The 16,666-nt window shown below is 32.6% G+C and carries 12 protein-coding genes; 10 read left to right on the top strand and 2 right to left on the bottom strand.

The window, feature by feature from the left end:
- Positions 1–228 precede the first annotated feature (228 nt).
- Complete coding sequence (locus GMA06_RS07290) at positions 229–2,253, bottom strand: urocanate hydratase (protein WP_163562181.1); 2,025 nt, start codon at positions 2,251–2,253, stop codon at positions 229–231.
- Positions 2,254–2,473: 220 nt separating this feature from the next.
- Between GMA06_RS07290 and hutI the strand changes: the two genes are divergently transcribed.
- The 10 genes from hutI to GMA06_RS07240 all read left to right on the top strand — a co-directional run bounded on the left by hutI (position 2,474) and on the right by GMA06_RS07240 (position 16,487).
- Complete coding sequence (gene hutI / locus GMA06_RS07285) at positions 2,474–3,742, top strand: imidazolonepropionase (protein ID WP_163562180.1); 1,269 nt, start codon at positions 2,474–2,476, stop codon at positions 3,740–3,742.
- 104 nt (positions 3,743–3,846) lie between these two features.
- Entirely contained in the window at positions 3,847–6,867 is a 3,021-nt protein-coding gene (locus GMA06_RS07280; protein WP_163562179.1) for an AAA family ATPase, read from the top strand.
- Between the two features lie 584 nt (positions 6,868–7,451).
- Positions 7,452–8,351 carry a glutamate formimidoyltransferase gene (gene ftcD, locus GMA06_RS07275; protein WP_163546678.1) on the top strand — a complete coding sequence of 300 codons (900 nt, stop codon included), beginning with the start codon at positions 7,452–7,454 and terminating at the stop codon, positions 8,349–8,351.
- Between the two features lie 34 nt (positions 8,352–8,385).
- On the top strand, positions 8,386–9,012 hold the full coding sequence (locus GMA06_RS07270; RefSeq protein WP_163546679.1) for a cyclodeaminase/cyclohydrolase family protein: 627 nt from the start codon (positions 8,386–8,388) through the stop codon (positions 9,010–9,012).
- 12 nt (positions 9,013–9,024) lie between these two features.
- Complete coding sequence (locus GMA06_RS07265) at positions 9,025–10,701, top strand: formate--tetrahydrofolate ligase (protein ID WP_163562178.1); 1,677 nt, start codon at positions 9,025–9,027, stop codon at positions 10,699–10,701.
- A gap of 12 nt (positions 10,702–10,713) precedes the next feature.
- Complete coding sequence (locus GMA06_RS07260; protein ID WP_163562177.1) at positions 10,714–11,328, top strand: HutD family protein; 615 nt, start codon at positions 10,714–10,716, stop codon at positions 11,326–11,328.
- Positions 11,329–11,337: 9 nt separating this feature from the next.
- On the top strand, positions 11,338–12,642 hold the full coding sequence (locus GMA06_RS07255) for an APC family permease (protein WP_163562176.1): 1,305 nt from the start codon (positions 11,338–11,340) through the stop codon (positions 12,640–12,642).
- A 52-nt stretch (positions 12,643–12,694) separates the two neighbouring features.
- Positions 12,695–13,990 (top strand): folylpolyglutamate synthase/dihydrofolate synthase family protein, encoded by a 1,296-nt coding sequence (locus tag GMA06_RS07250; protein ID WP_205426280.1) that lies wholly within the window; start codon positions 12,695–12,697, stop codon positions 13,988–13,990.
- Between the two features lie 27 nt (positions 13,991–14,017).
- A complete protein-coding gene (hutH, locus tag GMA06_RS07245) occupies positions 14,018–15,559 on the top strand; it encodes a histidine ammonia-lyase (RefSeq protein ID WP_163562175.1) in 1,542 nt (513 codons plus the stop codon).
- Positions 15,560–15,638: 79 nt separating this feature from the next.
- A complete protein-coding gene (locus GMA06_RS07240) occupies positions 15,639–16,487 on the top strand; it encodes a formate/nitrite transporter family protein (RefSeq protein ID WP_163562182.1) in 849 nt (282 codons plus the stop codon).
- Here GMA06_RS07240 and GMA06_RS08430 read toward each other — a convergent pair.
- On the bottom strand, positions 16,470–16,666 hold a 197-nt coding region (locus GMA06_RS08430; protein ID WP_205426277.1), incomplete at its 5' end, for a hypothetical protein. The genes GMA06_RS07240 and GMA06_RS08430 overlap by 18 nt on opposite strands.

The following is a 16,666-nucleotide window of genomic DNA, read 5'->3' as shown; positions in this document are numbered from 1 at the left end:
TATTTTAATCATACAACACCATTCTCAGTGGCAGAAAAAGAATGTGAAAAAGGTAGTGAATGGTTAATGCCATTCACTACCAACATACTCACTATTTCTCTCCACCAACACAATTTGACGAAGAGCCTTTAATTAACGATTTGATAATACACAAAAAGGCTTGATATCAACTTATGCAATATGTTGATGCCAAGCCTTTTTACTATTTACTTAATGTGTATATTACTTTTAATCAAATAATTGACTAACAGCATTTTTAACTAAATCTTCATCTGCTAAGTAAGGGATTGTGATATGATCACTTCCTGCACGGTTTTTATTGTATTCAATAGAAGTTTCAATAGCGTGTTCATTTCTTGCCCAGTTGCGACGAGCAACGCCACCCATTGTGTCCCAAGCGATAGCTGATTTGATGATTTCATCACATAATTCACTACCGTCTAATACTAGACCAAATCCACCATTGATTGATTTACCGATACCAACGCCTCCACCGTTGTGTAAAGCAACTAAGCTCATACCACGTGCAGCATTACCTGCATAACATTGTGTTGCCATATCAGCTGTGATATTACTACCGTCTTTAATATTAGATGTTTCACGGAATGGAGAATCTGTACCAGATACGTCATGGTGGTCACGGCCTAGCATAACAGGACCAATTTTTCCTTCGCGTACTAATTGATTGAATTTCAATGCGATATTAACACGTCCCATTGCATCTTGGTATAAGATACGTGCTTGTGTACCAACAACTAGTTGATTTTTCTCGGCGTCACGAATCCAAACGTAGTTATCACGATCTTGGTAACGACGAGTTGGATCAATGGCTTCCATGGCAGCTTTATCTGTTGCAACTAAATCTTCGTGTTTACCACTTAAACATACCCAACGGAATGGACCATACCCATAGTCGAACAACATAGGGCCCATGATGTCTTCCACATAAGACGGCCAAATGAAACCGTCTTTGTCATCAATGCCATTTTTAGAAATTTCTTTAATACCTGAGTCATAAATAGATTTCATAAAGGCATTACCATAGTCGAAAAAGTAAGTTCCTTTAGCTGTTAATGATTTAATAACATTATAGTGACGTTCTAATGTAACATCAATCAAACGTCTAAATTCTTTTTGGTCTTCTGCTAAAAGACGTGTACGTTCTTCAAAGGTGATGCCGACTGGACAATAACCACCAGTGTAAACATTGTGACAAGATGTTTGGTCAGATAATAAATCAACGTGGATATTATTTTGGTCAATGTATTCTAATAAGTCAACAATATTACCGTGATAAGCAATAGAAGTAGATTCACCTTTTTGTAAAAATTCTTGTGCTAAGGCAACTGTTTCTTCTGGTGTATTGCGAACATGGCTAATCCAACCTTGAGAGTGACGTGTTTCGATACGAGATGCATCCACTTCGGCAATAATAGCCACAGCATTTGCGATTTCACCGGCTTTTCCTTGAGCACCACTCATACCACCTAAACCAGATGAAATAAATAATTTACCAGTTAAATCGCCGTCATCTGCAATGCCAAGTTTTAAACGGCCAGCATTTAATAATGTATTGAAAGTACCATGAACAATACCTTGAGGACCAATATACATCCAACCACCAGCTGTCATTTGTCCATAATTTGTGACGCCCATTTGCTCGGCAATTTCCCAATCTTCTTGATTGTCATATTCACCAACAAGTAAGCCGTTTGTAATAATAACACGTGGTGCATCTTTTTTAGATTTGAATAAACCTAATGGATGACCAGATTCAACAACTAATGTTTGTTCGTCTGTCATTTCTTCTAAATAACGTTTAATTAAATGATATTGCATCCAGTTGGAACAAACAGCTCCTGTTTCTCCGTACGTCACTAATTCATAAGGGTAAAGAGCAATTTCAAAACTTAGGTTATTATCAATCATCACTTGCATAGCTTTAGCTGCAGTACATTTTCCTTTATACTCGTCAATAGGTTTTCCGTAAATGCGTTCTTTTGGATACCAACGATAGCCATAAATACGACCACGTGTTTTTAATTCTTCTAAAAATTCTGGAATAATTTCTTCGTGATATTTTTTAGGAATATAACGTAATGCGTTTTTTAAAGCCACTTCTGTTTGTGCTTTTGTTAAACGAAATCCTCTATCAGGTGCACGACGAATTCCTTCTTGAAATACTGTTTTTTCGGGAAGGACATCATCTAGTTTGATTGTCATGGCTGCTTCTATATCTTTGTATTGAATCATTATAAAATCCTCCTAATATAAAATAGTGGCATCATTGCCTTGTAACGCTTACATCATATCCTCTAGTTGTCTACAGAGTGTCTATACACATAAAAAACATCAAAAAACTATCTTAAAAATGCTTTTATGTTTTTTTGACACAAATTAGACTTAAAAAAGATAAAGTACGTTTGTATAGATAGTTTACTACAAAATATAAGGAATGAGGAGTAATATAGATATGAGAGCAAATAAAATTTTAGTACATTTTAATCAAGTGTTCTGTCCAAATGATAAAGGATATGCACTATATGGAGAAGATATGTCCCATGCAATGATTATTGAAGATGGTTATATTGCTATTAAAGATGGAAAAATTTTAAAAATAGGTTCGGGTAATCCTGATAAATCGTTGATAGATGAACAGACGGAAATCATTGATTACAGTGGTAAAATAGCAACACCAGGTCTTATTGATTGTCATACACATTTGGTTTATGGAGATAGTCGTGAAAATGAGTTCGCTCAAAAATTAGCAGGAGTGTCTTATTTAGATATTTTAAAAAATGGTGGAGGTATTTTAAGTACAGTACGTGCGACACGTTCCTCATCAGAAAATGTGTTATATGAAAAATCAAAACATTTGTTAGACCAAATGCTCGTTCATGGTGTGACAACCGTTGAAGCAAAAAGTGGGTATGGGTTAGATTGGGAAACGGAGCATAAGCAATTAAAAGTAGTGAAAGTATTGGAAGAAAATCATGTTATTGACTTAGTGTCTACTTTTATGGGAGCACATGCTATTCCAGAAGAATATAAAGCGAATCCAGATGCTTTTGTTGACTTAATTATTGAAGAAATGCTACCGAAAGTAAAAGAAGAACAATTAGCAGAATTTTGTGATATTTTCTGTGAAACGGGTGTCTTTACACCAGAACAATCTTATCGTTTATTAAATGCTGCCAAGGCATTAGGTTTTAAGTTACGTATTCACGCTGATGAAATTGATTCTATTGGTGGTGTGGATGTTGCAAGCCAATTAGAAACGGTTAGTGCAGAACATTTGATGAAAATAACAGATGAGGGTATTGAAAAATTACGAGATAGTCATGTTATTGGTAATTTATTACCTGCCACAACATTTAGCTTAATGGAAAATACATACGCACCGGCTAAAAAAATGATAGAAAAAGGTGTTGCCATTACTTTGTCAACGGATAGTAATCCAGGAAGTTGTCCAACAGCTAATTTACAATTTGTGATGCAACTAGGTTGTTTTAAAATGAAATTACAACCGATTCAAGTATTAAATGCTGTCACGATAAACGCAGCTTATTCTGTTTGCCGTGAAAAAGTATGTGGTAGTTTTGATGAGGGAAAAAATGCTGACATAGCAATTTTTGATGCACCAAATATTGATTTTATTTTTTATTTCTTTGCTACAAATTTAGTGACAGATGTTTATAAGAATGGGCGTTGTGTTGTTGCAAATGGAGCTATTGTCAAATAAACGAGTAGGAACTATCTGTTTTGATAGTTCCTTTTACTTATATGACTATGATTTCATGATGCTTTATTGTAGAATACACTTAGTGAATAAAAGAAGGTGATAGTATGTCAAAGAAGTTGTATTTAAAACTATTAGGAGATGCACAGGTCTTTTTGGACGATAAACCTATTTTGTTTTCTTTTGCCAAAATTCATGCACTTCTTTACTATGTGCTAGTGAATAAACATGTTAGCCGAGATGAAATGGCAGGGGTTTTATGGGCAGATAAAACAGAAAAAGGAGCTAAAAAAAATTTACGAAATACGATTTATCAAGCGAATAAAGTGCTTGGAGATGACTATATCGTTTCTCCTAATAAAAGCGTGTTAACGTTGAATGAATCATTGATGATTGAAAGTGATATTGACTTATTTTTAAAAAATCCAGTAAAACATCTAGATTTATATGGAGGAGAATTTTTAAAAGGATTCTTTTTAAAAGATGCAGAGATGTTTGACTTATGGGTTATCAAAACACGACAATACTATGAACAAAAATTTGTACAAGCGTGCTATCAAAAAATACAAACGGATATTGAATATAATGATACACAGACAGTTGAAAAAAATATTCGACGTTTAATTGAAATTGATGAATTTGATGAACGCAATTATCAATTATTGATGTCTTACTATAAAGATAAAGGATTAAATGGCAAAGTTGTTGAGACATATTATGAATTGTCAAATTCTTTAGAAAGAGAATTAGGTATTTCTCCAAGTAAGGAAACAAGAGAGATATATGAACAAACATTGATGATTGTTGACGGGAATAAACGTAAAAAAGATAATCGTACTCTGTTTTTTGGACGGACAAAGGAAATTGAATTTTTAGAAAAAAATGTGCATTTCTTTTTTGAACAAAAAGAGTATAAAAATATATTAATTAAAGGGGATATTGGTTCAGGAAAATCTGTTTTAGTAGAACAAGTATTACATCATGCTAAGAAAAAAGGAGATGTGTTAAGTGTTCAATGCTATCAAGTAGAGAAGCATTATCCTCTACGCTGTTTTAGAATTGTTGTTGAAGAAATATTTAAACTATTGGAAGAAAAAGCTGTTATAACGCAGTTCTTTAAAGAAAAAATTTACCGTTTTTTCCCAACTTTATCAGACTACGAACAAGATGCTATATTGAATAATGAATTAAGTGCTCTATCACAGCTTATTTGTGAACTATTATATAAAATAACAGAAAATCAAAAAATTATTTTATTTATTAAAGATATTCAATGGATGGATAAAGAAAGTTTTTCTTTATTGACAAGTTTAATGTTGCGTCTGCATTCTCAAAAAATTTTATGGTTGTTTACAATGCGCCGTGAAGAACAAGAATATATCGACCGTTTTATCAATACAATGACAATGCATCATCAATTAGATACATTGATGTTATTGCCACTTAACTTTGAGGAAACACAATCTTTTTCTAAAAAATATTTACCTAATAAAGTATTATCAAATGATATTGTAGAACAACTTTATGATGAAACTCAAGGAAATATTTTCTTTTTAACAGAGTATTTAAATGCCTTAAAGGTAGATGCGAAATTGGATTATATGTCGCTAAAAATGCAAGATGCGATTAAAAATAGATTTGCGTATCTAACGGCAAATGAAAGGGAAATTGTTTATTTTATTTCGTTTTTTGACCGTCCTGTGTCGCTTTCTTTTATTGCAAAAGTGCTTGAAAAAGATGTTTCATCTGTTGTAGATAGTGTGGATTCTTTAGTCAAACAATATATTTTAAAATCAGATATTGAGCAAGAGGATATAGTTGTTATTTTTACCCATAAAAAATTAAAAGAATTTTTATATCAAAATCAATCTGTTGCAAAAAAACATTTGATGCATGGAAAAATTGCGAGATTACTTGAAATGGATATAGATGTCCAAACAGCAGATATATCAGTATTATCTTTAATTTCTTATCATTATCAACAAGCTAGACAAGAGTTGGAATCATTGTATTATCGATTACTCTGTCTACAAAATCAACTAAAAATACAAAATGAATTATTTCCTATCTATTCAGATAAAGTACCATTAAAAGAGTATCCTATAAAAATTAGCCAAGAAGATATTTTTTTACAATTTCAAGATATTAAAGAAAAAATTGAACGGTTAAAAGAACAATATAATGGACATAAACTCTATCAAACGCTTGTCTTAAAATCATTGTATTTAGAGGGAAGATATTTTATTTTCTGTGCGGAATATGAAAAGGGACTTGAAGCTATTCATCAAGTTATTTTAAAAGCAAAAATGAGTAATGATACGGAATATGTTCTAGAGGGATACAGACAAATCATTCATTATTATATTCAATTAGATGATGCAGAAAACATGCAGCGTTATATTGAACTTGCAATCAATGCAGCGACACAAGCTAATAATCATGAATTTATTGGTATTTTACTAAGATTAAAAGGATTGTATCATTTAATGAGTGGGGATTTAGATACAGCTATAAACCTGTTTTATCAATCTATTTCAACATTAACAATTACAGATTACTTAAAAGAAAAGTACTCATTGAATATTGCAGCAGCTTATGATTATTTGTCTGAAGTTGAAAGTATCAAAGGAAATTATGAGAATGCTGTTCTTTTACTAGAAAAATCAATTAACATTGCTATTAGTCAACAGTCACCGTCAAGTTTAGTTGTATTTTATACAAATATGGGTGTTATTCTATATATGATGGAAGATTATGAACGCTCTAAATATTTTTTATTAAAAGCAAAACAGTTATATAGTAATACATTTTCATCTCTTTGGAAAGAAGTACAGTTAAATGCACATATTGCATTGATTGCACTAAAAGAACGAGATACACAAACGGTTTATCGTTTTTTGAAAGAGAATAAAACAGACATTAAATTAATTTCAAATAAGAGAGATATTGGATTTATTTATTATGTAAAAGCAATAACAAAGCATGAAATGGATAGAGGTTTATTAGTGGATAAGCACTTAGAAACATTATTGAGGCAACCGTTTGGTTACTATAAAGAGCAAGCTTTAAAATATTTAAGTCCAAATCGAGATGTATCGGAAAGTAAATTGTTAAAAATGATAAATTGATGAGAAAAAATACTTTTTTTAGAAAAAAATAAAATCTATAAAACGTCAAAAACATATTTTTCTTTTTTACGCATCTTCTGTATATGATGTGAGATTAAAAAAGGAAAATATGTTTTTTTATATGTATAAGCGTCCTTTTTTTCAAAAAGGTCAAAAAAGTGTCAAAGAATAATTTGTTATGAAAATATAGAAAACTTAAAAAATACTTTCATTTTTTTACAAAGAGAAAATATACACAAAAAGAGTATTGAAATGTATTTTTATAACGTTGACAGAATACTTTTTTATGTTAGTATGAACACATAAAGATTTAGAAATATTGCTTTTTATAGGTAGAGTAATGATGCAAAAATAACGAGTGATAATAATGTTAGATAGGTGTATTATGTGCTATTATTTTTTGAAAGTAATATAAAATCTTTATGTATTCATATTAGCACGTTGATACATGTGCTTTTATTGTTAACCGTGGGTAACGATATACAGAGTTCATTGTGATAAATCAAATGGGAAGAATGTTACAAGAGCTCAATTTTAAATTAGTTTATTAAATAAAAAATAAATAGTAAGAAAGGAAGAAAAAAATGGCAAAATTAGTTGAATGTATTCCAAATTTTAGTGAGGGACGTAATGAAGAGGTGATACAAGGGCTTGTACAAACGGCTAAGAGTGTACCGGGTGTTACATTATTAGATTATTCATCAGATACTAGTCATAATCGTAGTGTCTTTACATTAGTGGGTGATGAAGAAAGTATTCAAGAGGTAGCTTTCCAATTAGTAAAATATGCAAGTGAACATATTGATATGACAAAACATGTTGGTGAACATCCACGTATGGGAGCGACAGACGTTGTACCATTTGTACCAATTAAAGATATTACAGCCCAAGAATGTGTTGATATTTCTAAAAAAGTAGCTAAACGTATCAATGATGAGTTATCTATCCCAATTTTCTTATACGAAGATTCTGCGTCAACACCGGAACGTGTGAATTTAGCGAAAGTAAGAAAAGGTCAATTTGAAGGCATGCCTGAGAAATTGTTAGAAGAAGAATGGGCACCAGATTTCGGTGAAAGAAAAATTCATCCAACAGCAGGTGTAACAGCTGTAGGTGCGAGAATGCCTTTAGTAGCATTTAATGTTAATTTAGATACATCCGATATTACCATTGCTAATAAAATCGCAAAAATTGTACGTGCATCAAGTGGAGGGTTTAAATATTGTAAAGGTATTGGTGTTATGTTAGAAGATAGAAATATTGCACAAGTATCTATGAATATGGTGAATTATGAAGGAACACCATTGTATCGTGTGTTTGAAACGATTCGTTTTGAAGCAAAACGTTATGGTGTCAATATTATCGGTAGTGAAGTCATTGGGTTAACACCTGCCAAAGCTTTAGTAGATTGTGCAGAATATTACTTACAAATTGAAGATTTTGATTATGGTAAACAAGTTTTAGAAAACCATTTATTAAATTAGTAAACTGGAAAATAATAGAATAAGGAGAGAGGGCATGAAATTAGTTGATTTAAAAGTAAGTGAATTTATGCAAGTGTTAGGTTCTAATGAACCGGCTCCAGGGGGTGGTTCTGCTTCTGCTTTAGCGGCTGCAATGGGAATATCATTAACAAAAATGGTGTGTGAGTTAACTGTTGGCAAGAAAAAATACGTAGAATTTGAAACAGATGTGCAAGTATGTTTAGATAAAACAATTATATTACAGGAAAAACTATTAAAAGCCATTGATGATGATACAGAAGCATTTAATGTTGTTTCAGCAGTATTTAGTATGCCAAAAGAAACTGATGAAGAAAGAGTAGCTCGTCAAAAAGCGATGCAAAATGCTTTAAAAGTAGCAGCAAAATCGCCATTGGATTTAATGGAAATAATTTTAGATGCTTTAAACACAACAAAAAGCATTATTGGAAAATCTAATACAAATGCAGCAAGTGATTTAGGCGTTGCCGCATTGAATTTAAAATCTGGATTACAAGGTGCTTACTTAAATGTTTTAATTAACTTATCTAGTATTAAAGACGATGCTTTTGTATCGGAATATAAAGCAAGTAGTGACCGTTTATTAGAAACAGGTATCGCATTGGCAGATGATATTTACGAACAAATTTTAAAAACATTGTAAAGGTGGGTAAATATGGCATATTTAACAGATATTGAAATTGCAAATCAAGTAGAGATGGAACCGATTGAAGAAGTTGCTAAAAGAGTCGGTATTGACAAAGATAACTTATCACTTTATGGCAAATATAAAGCAAAAGTGGATGTCAATCAATTAACAGCTTTAAAAGAGCATAAAGACGGTAAATTGATTTTAGTCACAGCGATTACACCAACACCTGCAGGCGAGGGTAAAACAACAACGTCAGTTGGATTAGCGGATGCTTTATCATATATCGGAAAAAATGCAATGATTGCATTGCGTGAACCGTCTTTAGGTCCTGTTTTTGGTGTGAAAGGTGGAGCAGCTGGTGGTGGCTACGCACAAGTTGTACCAATGGAGGATATAAACTTACACTTTACAGGTGATTTCCATGCGATTGGTGCAGCAAATAATTTATTAGCAGCGCTATTAGATAACCATATTCATCATGGGAACACATTAGGGATTGATTCACGTCGCATCACTTGGAAACGTGTTGTAGACATGAATGATCGTCAATTACGCCATATTGTGAATGGATTACAAGGGAAAGTGAACGGTGTTCCTAGAGAAGATGGATATGATATTACCGTTGCTTCGGAAATTATGGCAATTCTATGTTTAGCAAGTGGTATTACTGATTTGAAAGATAGATTACGTAAAATTATTGTTGGGTATAGTTACTCAGGAGAGCCTATTACAGCGGGTGACTTAAAAGCAGAAGGAGCATTAACGGCCTTATTAAAAGACGCTATTCATCCAAACTTAGTGCAAACATTAGAGCATACACCTGCATTCATTCACGGAGGTCCCTTTGCAAATATTGCACATGGTTGTAATAGTGTATTGGCAACAAAATTAGCAATGAAGTATGCTGATTATACGGTTACCGAAGCAGGTTTCGGAGCTGATTTAGGTGCTGAAAAATTTATTGATATTAAATGTCGTATGGCTAATTTAAAACCAGATGCTGTTGTTTTAGTTGCAACTGTGCGTGCATTAAAAATGCATGGAGGTGTGGCAAAAGCAGAGTTAGGAACGGAAAATGTTGCTGCTGTTTTATCCGGTTTAACAAACTTAGACAAACATTTAGATAATATACAAAATGTTTATGGGTTGCCAGTTGTTGTTGCTATCAATAAATTCCCTACAGATACACAAGAGGAATTAGATGCTGTTCACAAAGCGTGTCAAACACGAGGTGTTGATGTGGTATTATCTGATGTGTGGGGTGCAGGAGGAAAAGGTGGTATCGAACTTGCACATAAAGTTGTTGAATTAGTAGAAAAACCAAATAATTTTAGTTTTGTATATGATTTAGAAGATAGTATTGAAGAAAAATTAAATAAAATTGTTCAAAAAGTGTATGGTGGTAAAGGTGTTGAGTTAACACCGGCAGCTAAGAAAGAACTGCAAGAATTAGAAAAACTAGGTTTTGGTGAATATCCAATATGTATGGCAAAAACACAGTATTCTTTCTCAGATGATGCTACTTTATTAGGTGCACCAAAAGACTTTACGGTGACCATTCGTAATTTAAAAGTATCTGCTGGAGCAGGATTTATTGTTGCTTTAACAGGAGCTGTTATGACGATGCCAGGTTTACCAAAATCACCAGCAGCTGAACGAATTGATGTAGATGAAAAAGGAAATATTACTGGATTATTCTAGTTAGGATTTATGATGAACATACAAATAATTGATAAAAAAGAGTATGTTGTATCTGTTTGGAGTGGTGGTAAGACAACTCAAATTTGTCTTGCTCCACCACATGCCAAATTTGAAGTAGGCGAATTTGATTATCGTGTGTCGTCTGCGACGATTAATTTAGAAAAAACAGTATTTACGTCGTTACCAAATTATAATCGTATCATTATGCCGATACAACAGACATTGACATTGCAACATCCTGATATAAGTCAGAAAAAAATTGTTTTACAATCCTTTGAGATCTATTTCTTCAATGGAGATATGAAAACAGTTAGTTATGGGAAATGTGTTGATTTTAATGTTATTTATAAGCCCACATATAAAAGTGAGGTAGGCGTGTATAACGCAAAAGATGTAAGCGTATTAAAAAAAGGTATTGTGTATATTTTGTTCGCCATACAAGATATTCAGCTTACATTTTATAAAAATGGCAAAGATATGGTAAATCTCACATTACCTAAACATCATAGTTTACATGTAACAAATATCCTAGATGATTATGAAGTACACACTTTATCACATATACAAGATCATGTACCAGTATATATTCAAGTAAGTATATGTGATAATGATTATGAAAAATTGTGAGGGAAGAATATGAGTAATGAAGTACAAAATGAAAAAGCTAAATTTAGTTTAGGTGGAGCTACATTATACGGTATCAATGCTGTTATTGGTTCGGGTATTTTCTTATTACCTAAAAAAATATATCAAGATTTAGGACCAGCCTCTATTGCGGCGATGGTATTTGATGCTATATTAGTGTTAATGTTGGCTGTTTGTTTTGCTGAAGTAGCCGGCTATTTTAATAAAAATGGTGGAGCATTTCAATATGCTAAAGCAGCATTTGGTGATTTTGTTGGATTTAATGTTGGATTTTTAGGTTGGGTTGTTACAGTAACAGCTTGGTCAGCAATGGCGGCAGGATTTGCGAAATTATTTATTGTCACTTTTCCAGCGTTTGAAGGACAAAATTTATTATTGAGTATCTCTTTAATTGTTTTGCTATCTTTAATGAATATTGCAGGATTAAAAACATCAAAAATGTTTACATTGAGTATGACGATTATTAAATTGATACCAATCATTGGATTTGCTATCTGTACATTGTTCTTTATCGGACATGGTATTGATAAAGGGAATTTTACACCATTTTTACAATTAGCACCCGGAAAATCATTATTTGACGGTGTATCTGCAACAGCTTTAATCGTATTTTATGCATTTATTGGTTTTGAATCAATGCCCATTGTTGCTGGAGAAATGCGTAATCCAGAGAAAAATGTGCCAAAAGCAATTTTAGGTTCTATTTCTATTGTATCTGTTTTATATATTTTAATTATTGCAGGTGCTATTGCTATGTTAGGCAATGATATTATGAACACAAATGCACCTGTGCAAGATGCTTTTGCCATGATGATTGGTCCTGCTGGGCGTTGGATTGTTGCGATTGGTGCGTTAGTATCGATTACAGGTTTGAATGTTGGAGAATCTATTATGGTACCACGATATGGAGCAGCTATTGCTGAAGAAGGATTATTGCCGTCGTTTATTGCTAGAAAAACAGCAAATGGAGCACCTATTGCCGCTATTCTTATTTCTGGTGGATGTGCATGTCTATTCTTGTTAACTGGTTCTTTTGAGCAATTAGCTACATTGAGTGTCGTTTTCCGCTTTATTCAATACATTCCAACTGCTGCAGCTGTAGTTGTTTTACGCAAAAAAGATATGGGTATTAAACCGGTGTTTAGAGTACCATTTGGTCCAGTGATTCCAATTATTGCAACAATTGTCAGCTTGTTGATGATTTGGGGAGATACACCAAAAAATTTCCTTTACGGTGGTATCGGTATCTTAGTTGCCTCTGTATGCTATTTCTTATTTGGTAAGAAAAGGGTATAATAGAAAGTACATTGTTTATAGACAATAATTAAAGATAGATAGGATGATATGAATGTCAATGAATATTGAAGAAGCGTTAGCATGGATTCACTCAAGAGTGACACTTGCCCCAAGATTAGGATTGGAAAGAGTGGAAACATTATTAGAAATGGTTGATAATCCGCATCGTGCTATTCCAACTATTCACATTGCTGGAACGAATGGGAAAGGTTCAACAGTAACATACTTACGTTATATGCTAGAAGAATTAGGTTTAACTGTTGGAACGTTTACTTCACCATATATAGAAGCCTTTAACGAACGGATTGCCATCAATGGCGTTCATATTACAGATGAAAAAATTATTGAATATGTTCAAAAATATAAACCTTTAGTTGAAAAAATGGATACAATATCTGAATTATCAGGTATAACAGAATTTGAAATATTGACAGTAATCGCATTTGATTACTTTAAAGAAACAAAAGTAGATATTCTACTATTAGAAGTTGGTTTAGGTGGCTTGTTGGATAGTACAAATGTTATATCTCCAATTTTAACAGCTATCACTACCATTGGGTTAGATCATATAGATATTTTAGGTCATACATTAGAAGAAATTGCTGCACAAAAATCCGGTATTATTAAGCAAGGTATTCCGGTTGTTACAGGAAATATTGTTTCGTCCGCTTTACAAGTCATTGAAGAAACAGCACATAACAAAAATAGTCGCATATATATGCTAAATCGTGATTATCAAGTGACGTATGTGCCACAAGAAGAAAACTGGGGTGAATGCTTTAATTTTTCAAATCAGACTTGTCATCTTGATAAACTTTTTGTTTCTTTACTTGGTAAACATCAAGTGGAAAATGCGGGATTAGCTGTACAGCTCTTCTGTGTGTATTGTCAAGAACAAAATGTTCTTTTTAAAGAGGAATATGTTTATGCAGGCTTATCCAAAGCGTTTTGGCCTGCACGTATGGAAAAAGTATTAACAGAACCTGATATTATTTTAGATGGTGCACATAATGTTCATGCAATGTTACGTTTGGTGGATAATATTGAAAACAAATTTACAAAAGAAAATCTCACAATTTTATTTTCTGCTTTAACAACAAAAGATATTCATGAGATGATTGGAATGCTGAAGAATATTCCGCATGTTAAACTTGTGTTAACGACATTCGATTATCCAAAAGCGATGACTTTAGAAGATGTTGAACAATATCGTCAAGAAGGTATTTGTACGATTGATGACTGGCAAAATTTTGTCAATGTGTATAAAAAAGAAAGTAGTGCTGAAAGTACCTTATTGATTACAGGTTCATTATATTTTGTTTCTCAAGTAAGAGCATTTTTAAAATAAATCAATAGATAGGGACGGTTGAAAATTATGACAAATGTTGTTGTATTAGATGGAAATAGTTTAACACTAGATGAAGTTGTTGATGTAGCTCGTTTTTATGCTAAATGTGAAATAAAAGAAGATGCAAAAGCAGCTGTTATTGAATCAAGAAGAATTGTTGATGACATCGTAAGAGAAAAACGTGTTGTTTATGGTGTTAATACAGGATTTGGTTCATTATGTAATGTGAGTATTTCTCCAGAAGATACTGCACAGTTACAAGAAAACCTGATTCGCACACATTCAAGCGGATTCGGTGATCCATTTCCAGAAGATGTAGTACGTGCTATTATGTTAATTCGTGTAAATTCGTTATTGAAAGGTTGTTCAGGTATTCGTTTGAGTACCATTGAAGCATTGATAGGTATGCTGAATGCAGGTGTACATCCTTTTATCCCTGAAAAAGGATCGCTAGGAGCATCTGGAGATTTAGCACCATTATCACACATGGTATTGCCTTTATTAGGTTTAGGTAAAGCATATTATAAAGGTGAATTATTACCGGGTAGACAAGCAATGGAGAAAGCAGGGCTAGAAATTATTGAGTTAAGTGCAAAAGAAGGGTTAGCCTTAATCAATGGGACAACGGTATTAACTGGTGTTGGAGCACTAGCAACATATGATGCCATTGAATTATTAAAATTATCAGATATTGCAGGAGCATTATCTTTAGAAGTACATAATGGTATTTCAAGTCCATTTGAAGAAGATTTACATACAATTCGCCCTCAAAGTGGACAATTAGCGACAGCTCGTAATATTCGTCACTTAATTAAAGATAGTGCACATACAACGGTTGCCACACCAACACGTGTACAAGATCCATATACATTGCGTTGTATTCCGCAAATTCATGGTGCAAGTAAAGATAGTGTTGCTTATGTAAAAGAAAAAGTTGAAATTGAAATCAACTCTGTTACAGATAACCCAATTATTACTAAAGACGGTAAAGTCATTTCTGGAGGTAATTTCCATGGTGAACCATTGGCGCAGCCATTTGATTTTTTAGGCATTGCTGTATCGGAAATTGGGAATGTTTCTGAGCGCCGTGTTGAACGTTTAGTTAACTCTCAATTAAGTAAATTACCATCATTCTTAGTGAAATATCCAGGGTTAAATTCAGGATTTATGATTACGCAATATGCTTGTGCATCATTGGCATCAGAAAATAAAATTTTATCACATCCAGCAAGTGTAGACTCTATCCCGTCTTGTGAAAATCAAGAGGACTTTGTCAGCATGGGAACAACAGCCGCTCGTAAAGCTGCTGAAATTGTAAAAAATTCAAGACGTATTGTTGCCACAGAAATTATGGCAGCATGTCAAGCTTTAGATTTGAAAGAACAAACAACACAATTAGGAGCAGGAACGCAAGCTGCGTACGATACATTTAGAAAATTTGTCAATGTGATTGAATACGATAAAGATATTGAAATATATGAAGAATTAAATAAAGCAACAGAAGCATTACAAAGTGGTGCCTTATTAAAAGCTGTTGAATCAGTTGTTGATTTATCTATTCAATTTTAGACTAAAAAACGTAACAGGCATGGAAAAGAGTGTCCTGCCTGTTACGTTTTTATGTTATAATGTAGATGTTGTTTGTGAAATGGCCGTGTCTTTATGTGATTATATTCACAAGCAGAAAAAGAAAGGAGATGTTATAAATTTGTTTTTAACTAAAATAGAAAAAGTTTGTCATAAAAAAGAAGAGTTATTTGATAACAGTAAATCACGCTATGCAATGCGCTCAATTTTTGCTGGAGTATTTTTAACAATGAGTACAGCAGGAGGAGCTTATGCAGCTGAAAAAATAAGCCATATTCATCCAGATTTAGGTAAGTTCATGTTTTCGTTTTTATTTGCATGGGGACTTATTTATATTTTATTTTTAAATGCTGAATTAGCAACATCAAATATGATGTACTTAACAGCAGGCGTGTATCATAAATATATATCACTTAAAAAAGCTATTATTATTTTATTTTACTGTTTATTGTTTAATTTGATAGGTGCCATGCTTATTGGATATTTATTCGCACATTCTAGTGCATTTTCTCATATAAAACCAGATAATTTCATTGTGTCATCTATTGTTCAAACCAAAGTACTTAGAACACCTGAATTGATTGTATTAGAAGGTATATTGGCAAATATTTTTGTGAATGTTGCTATTTTAGCATATTTATTTATCGAAAAACCAGGTGCAAAAATTGCTGTTGTTTTATCTGCTATTTTCTTATTTGTTTATTTAGGAGAAGAACACGTTGTAGCTAATTTTGCTTCTTTTTCTATTGTGAAATTTAACGATATTGCACAGCAATTAGATTATTTTACATGGTTCAATATAGTAAAACAATGGCTATTTGCCTTTATTGGTAACTATATCGGTGGAGGACTTGTCATTGGTCTTGCTTATGCATGGTTAAATAAAACCAATTCAAAATATATAGACTAATAATGTAAAAGATATTATTGTATTGATGAAAAAAGAGAATGAACATGAATTTTTTTGGCTCTTCGTCAAATTGTGTTGGTGGAGAGAAATAGTGAGTATGTTGGTAGTGAATGGCATTAACCATTCACTACCTTTTTCACATTCTTTTTCTGCCACTGAGAATGGTGTTGTATGATTAA

The organism is Granulicatella sp. zg-84, from assembly GCF_010892375.1.
Lineage (GTDB): Bacteria > Bacillota > Bacilli > Lactobacillales > Aerococcaceae > WM01.
Note: the sequence above shows the minus strand (reverse complement) of the source record. Positions and strands in the feature narration are given on the sequence as shown.

Coding starts and splice junctions, on each gene's coding strand:
- GMA06_RS07270 (WP_163546679.1), top strand. CDS start 8,386: ATGAAATTAGTTGATTTAAAAGTAAGTGAATTTATGCAAGTGTTAGGT.
- GMA06_RS07265 (WP_163562178.1), top strand. CDS start 9,025: ATGGCATATTTAACAGATATTGAAATTGCAAATCAAGTAGAGATGGAA.
- hutH (WP_163562175.1), top strand. CDS start 14,018: ATGACAAATGTTGTTGTATTAGATGGAAATAGTTTAACACTAGATGAA.
- hutI (WP_163562180.1), top strand. CDS start 2,474: ATGAGAGCAAATAAAATTTTAGTACATTTTAATCAAGTGTTCTGTCCA.
- GMA06_RS07250 (WP_205426280.1), top strand. CDS start 12,695: ATGTCAATGAATATTGAAGAAGCGTTAGCATGGATTCACTCAAGAGTG.
- GMA06_RS07280 (WP_163562179.1), top strand. CDS start 3,847: ATGTCAAAGAAGTTGTATTTAAAACTATTAGGAGATGCACAGGTCTTT.
- ftcD (WP_163546678.1), top strand. CDS start 7,452: ATGGCAAAATTAGTTGAATGTATTCCAAATTTTAGTGAGGGACGTAAT.
- GMA06_RS07240 (WP_163562182.1), top strand. CDS start 15,639: ATGGCCGTGTCTTTATGTGATTATATTCACAAGCAGAAAAAGAAAGGA.
- GMA06_RS07260 (WP_163562177.1), top strand. CDS start 10,714: ATGAACATACAAATAATTGATAAAAAAGAGTATGTTGTATCTGTTTGG.
- GMA06_RS07255 (WP_163562176.1), top strand. CDS start 11,338: ATGAGTAATGAAGTACAAAATGAAAAAGCTAAATTTAGTTTAGGTGGA.
- GMA06_RS07290 (WP_163562181.1), bottom strand. CDS start 2,253: ATGATTCAATACAAAGATATAGAAGCAGCCATGACAATCAAACTAGAT.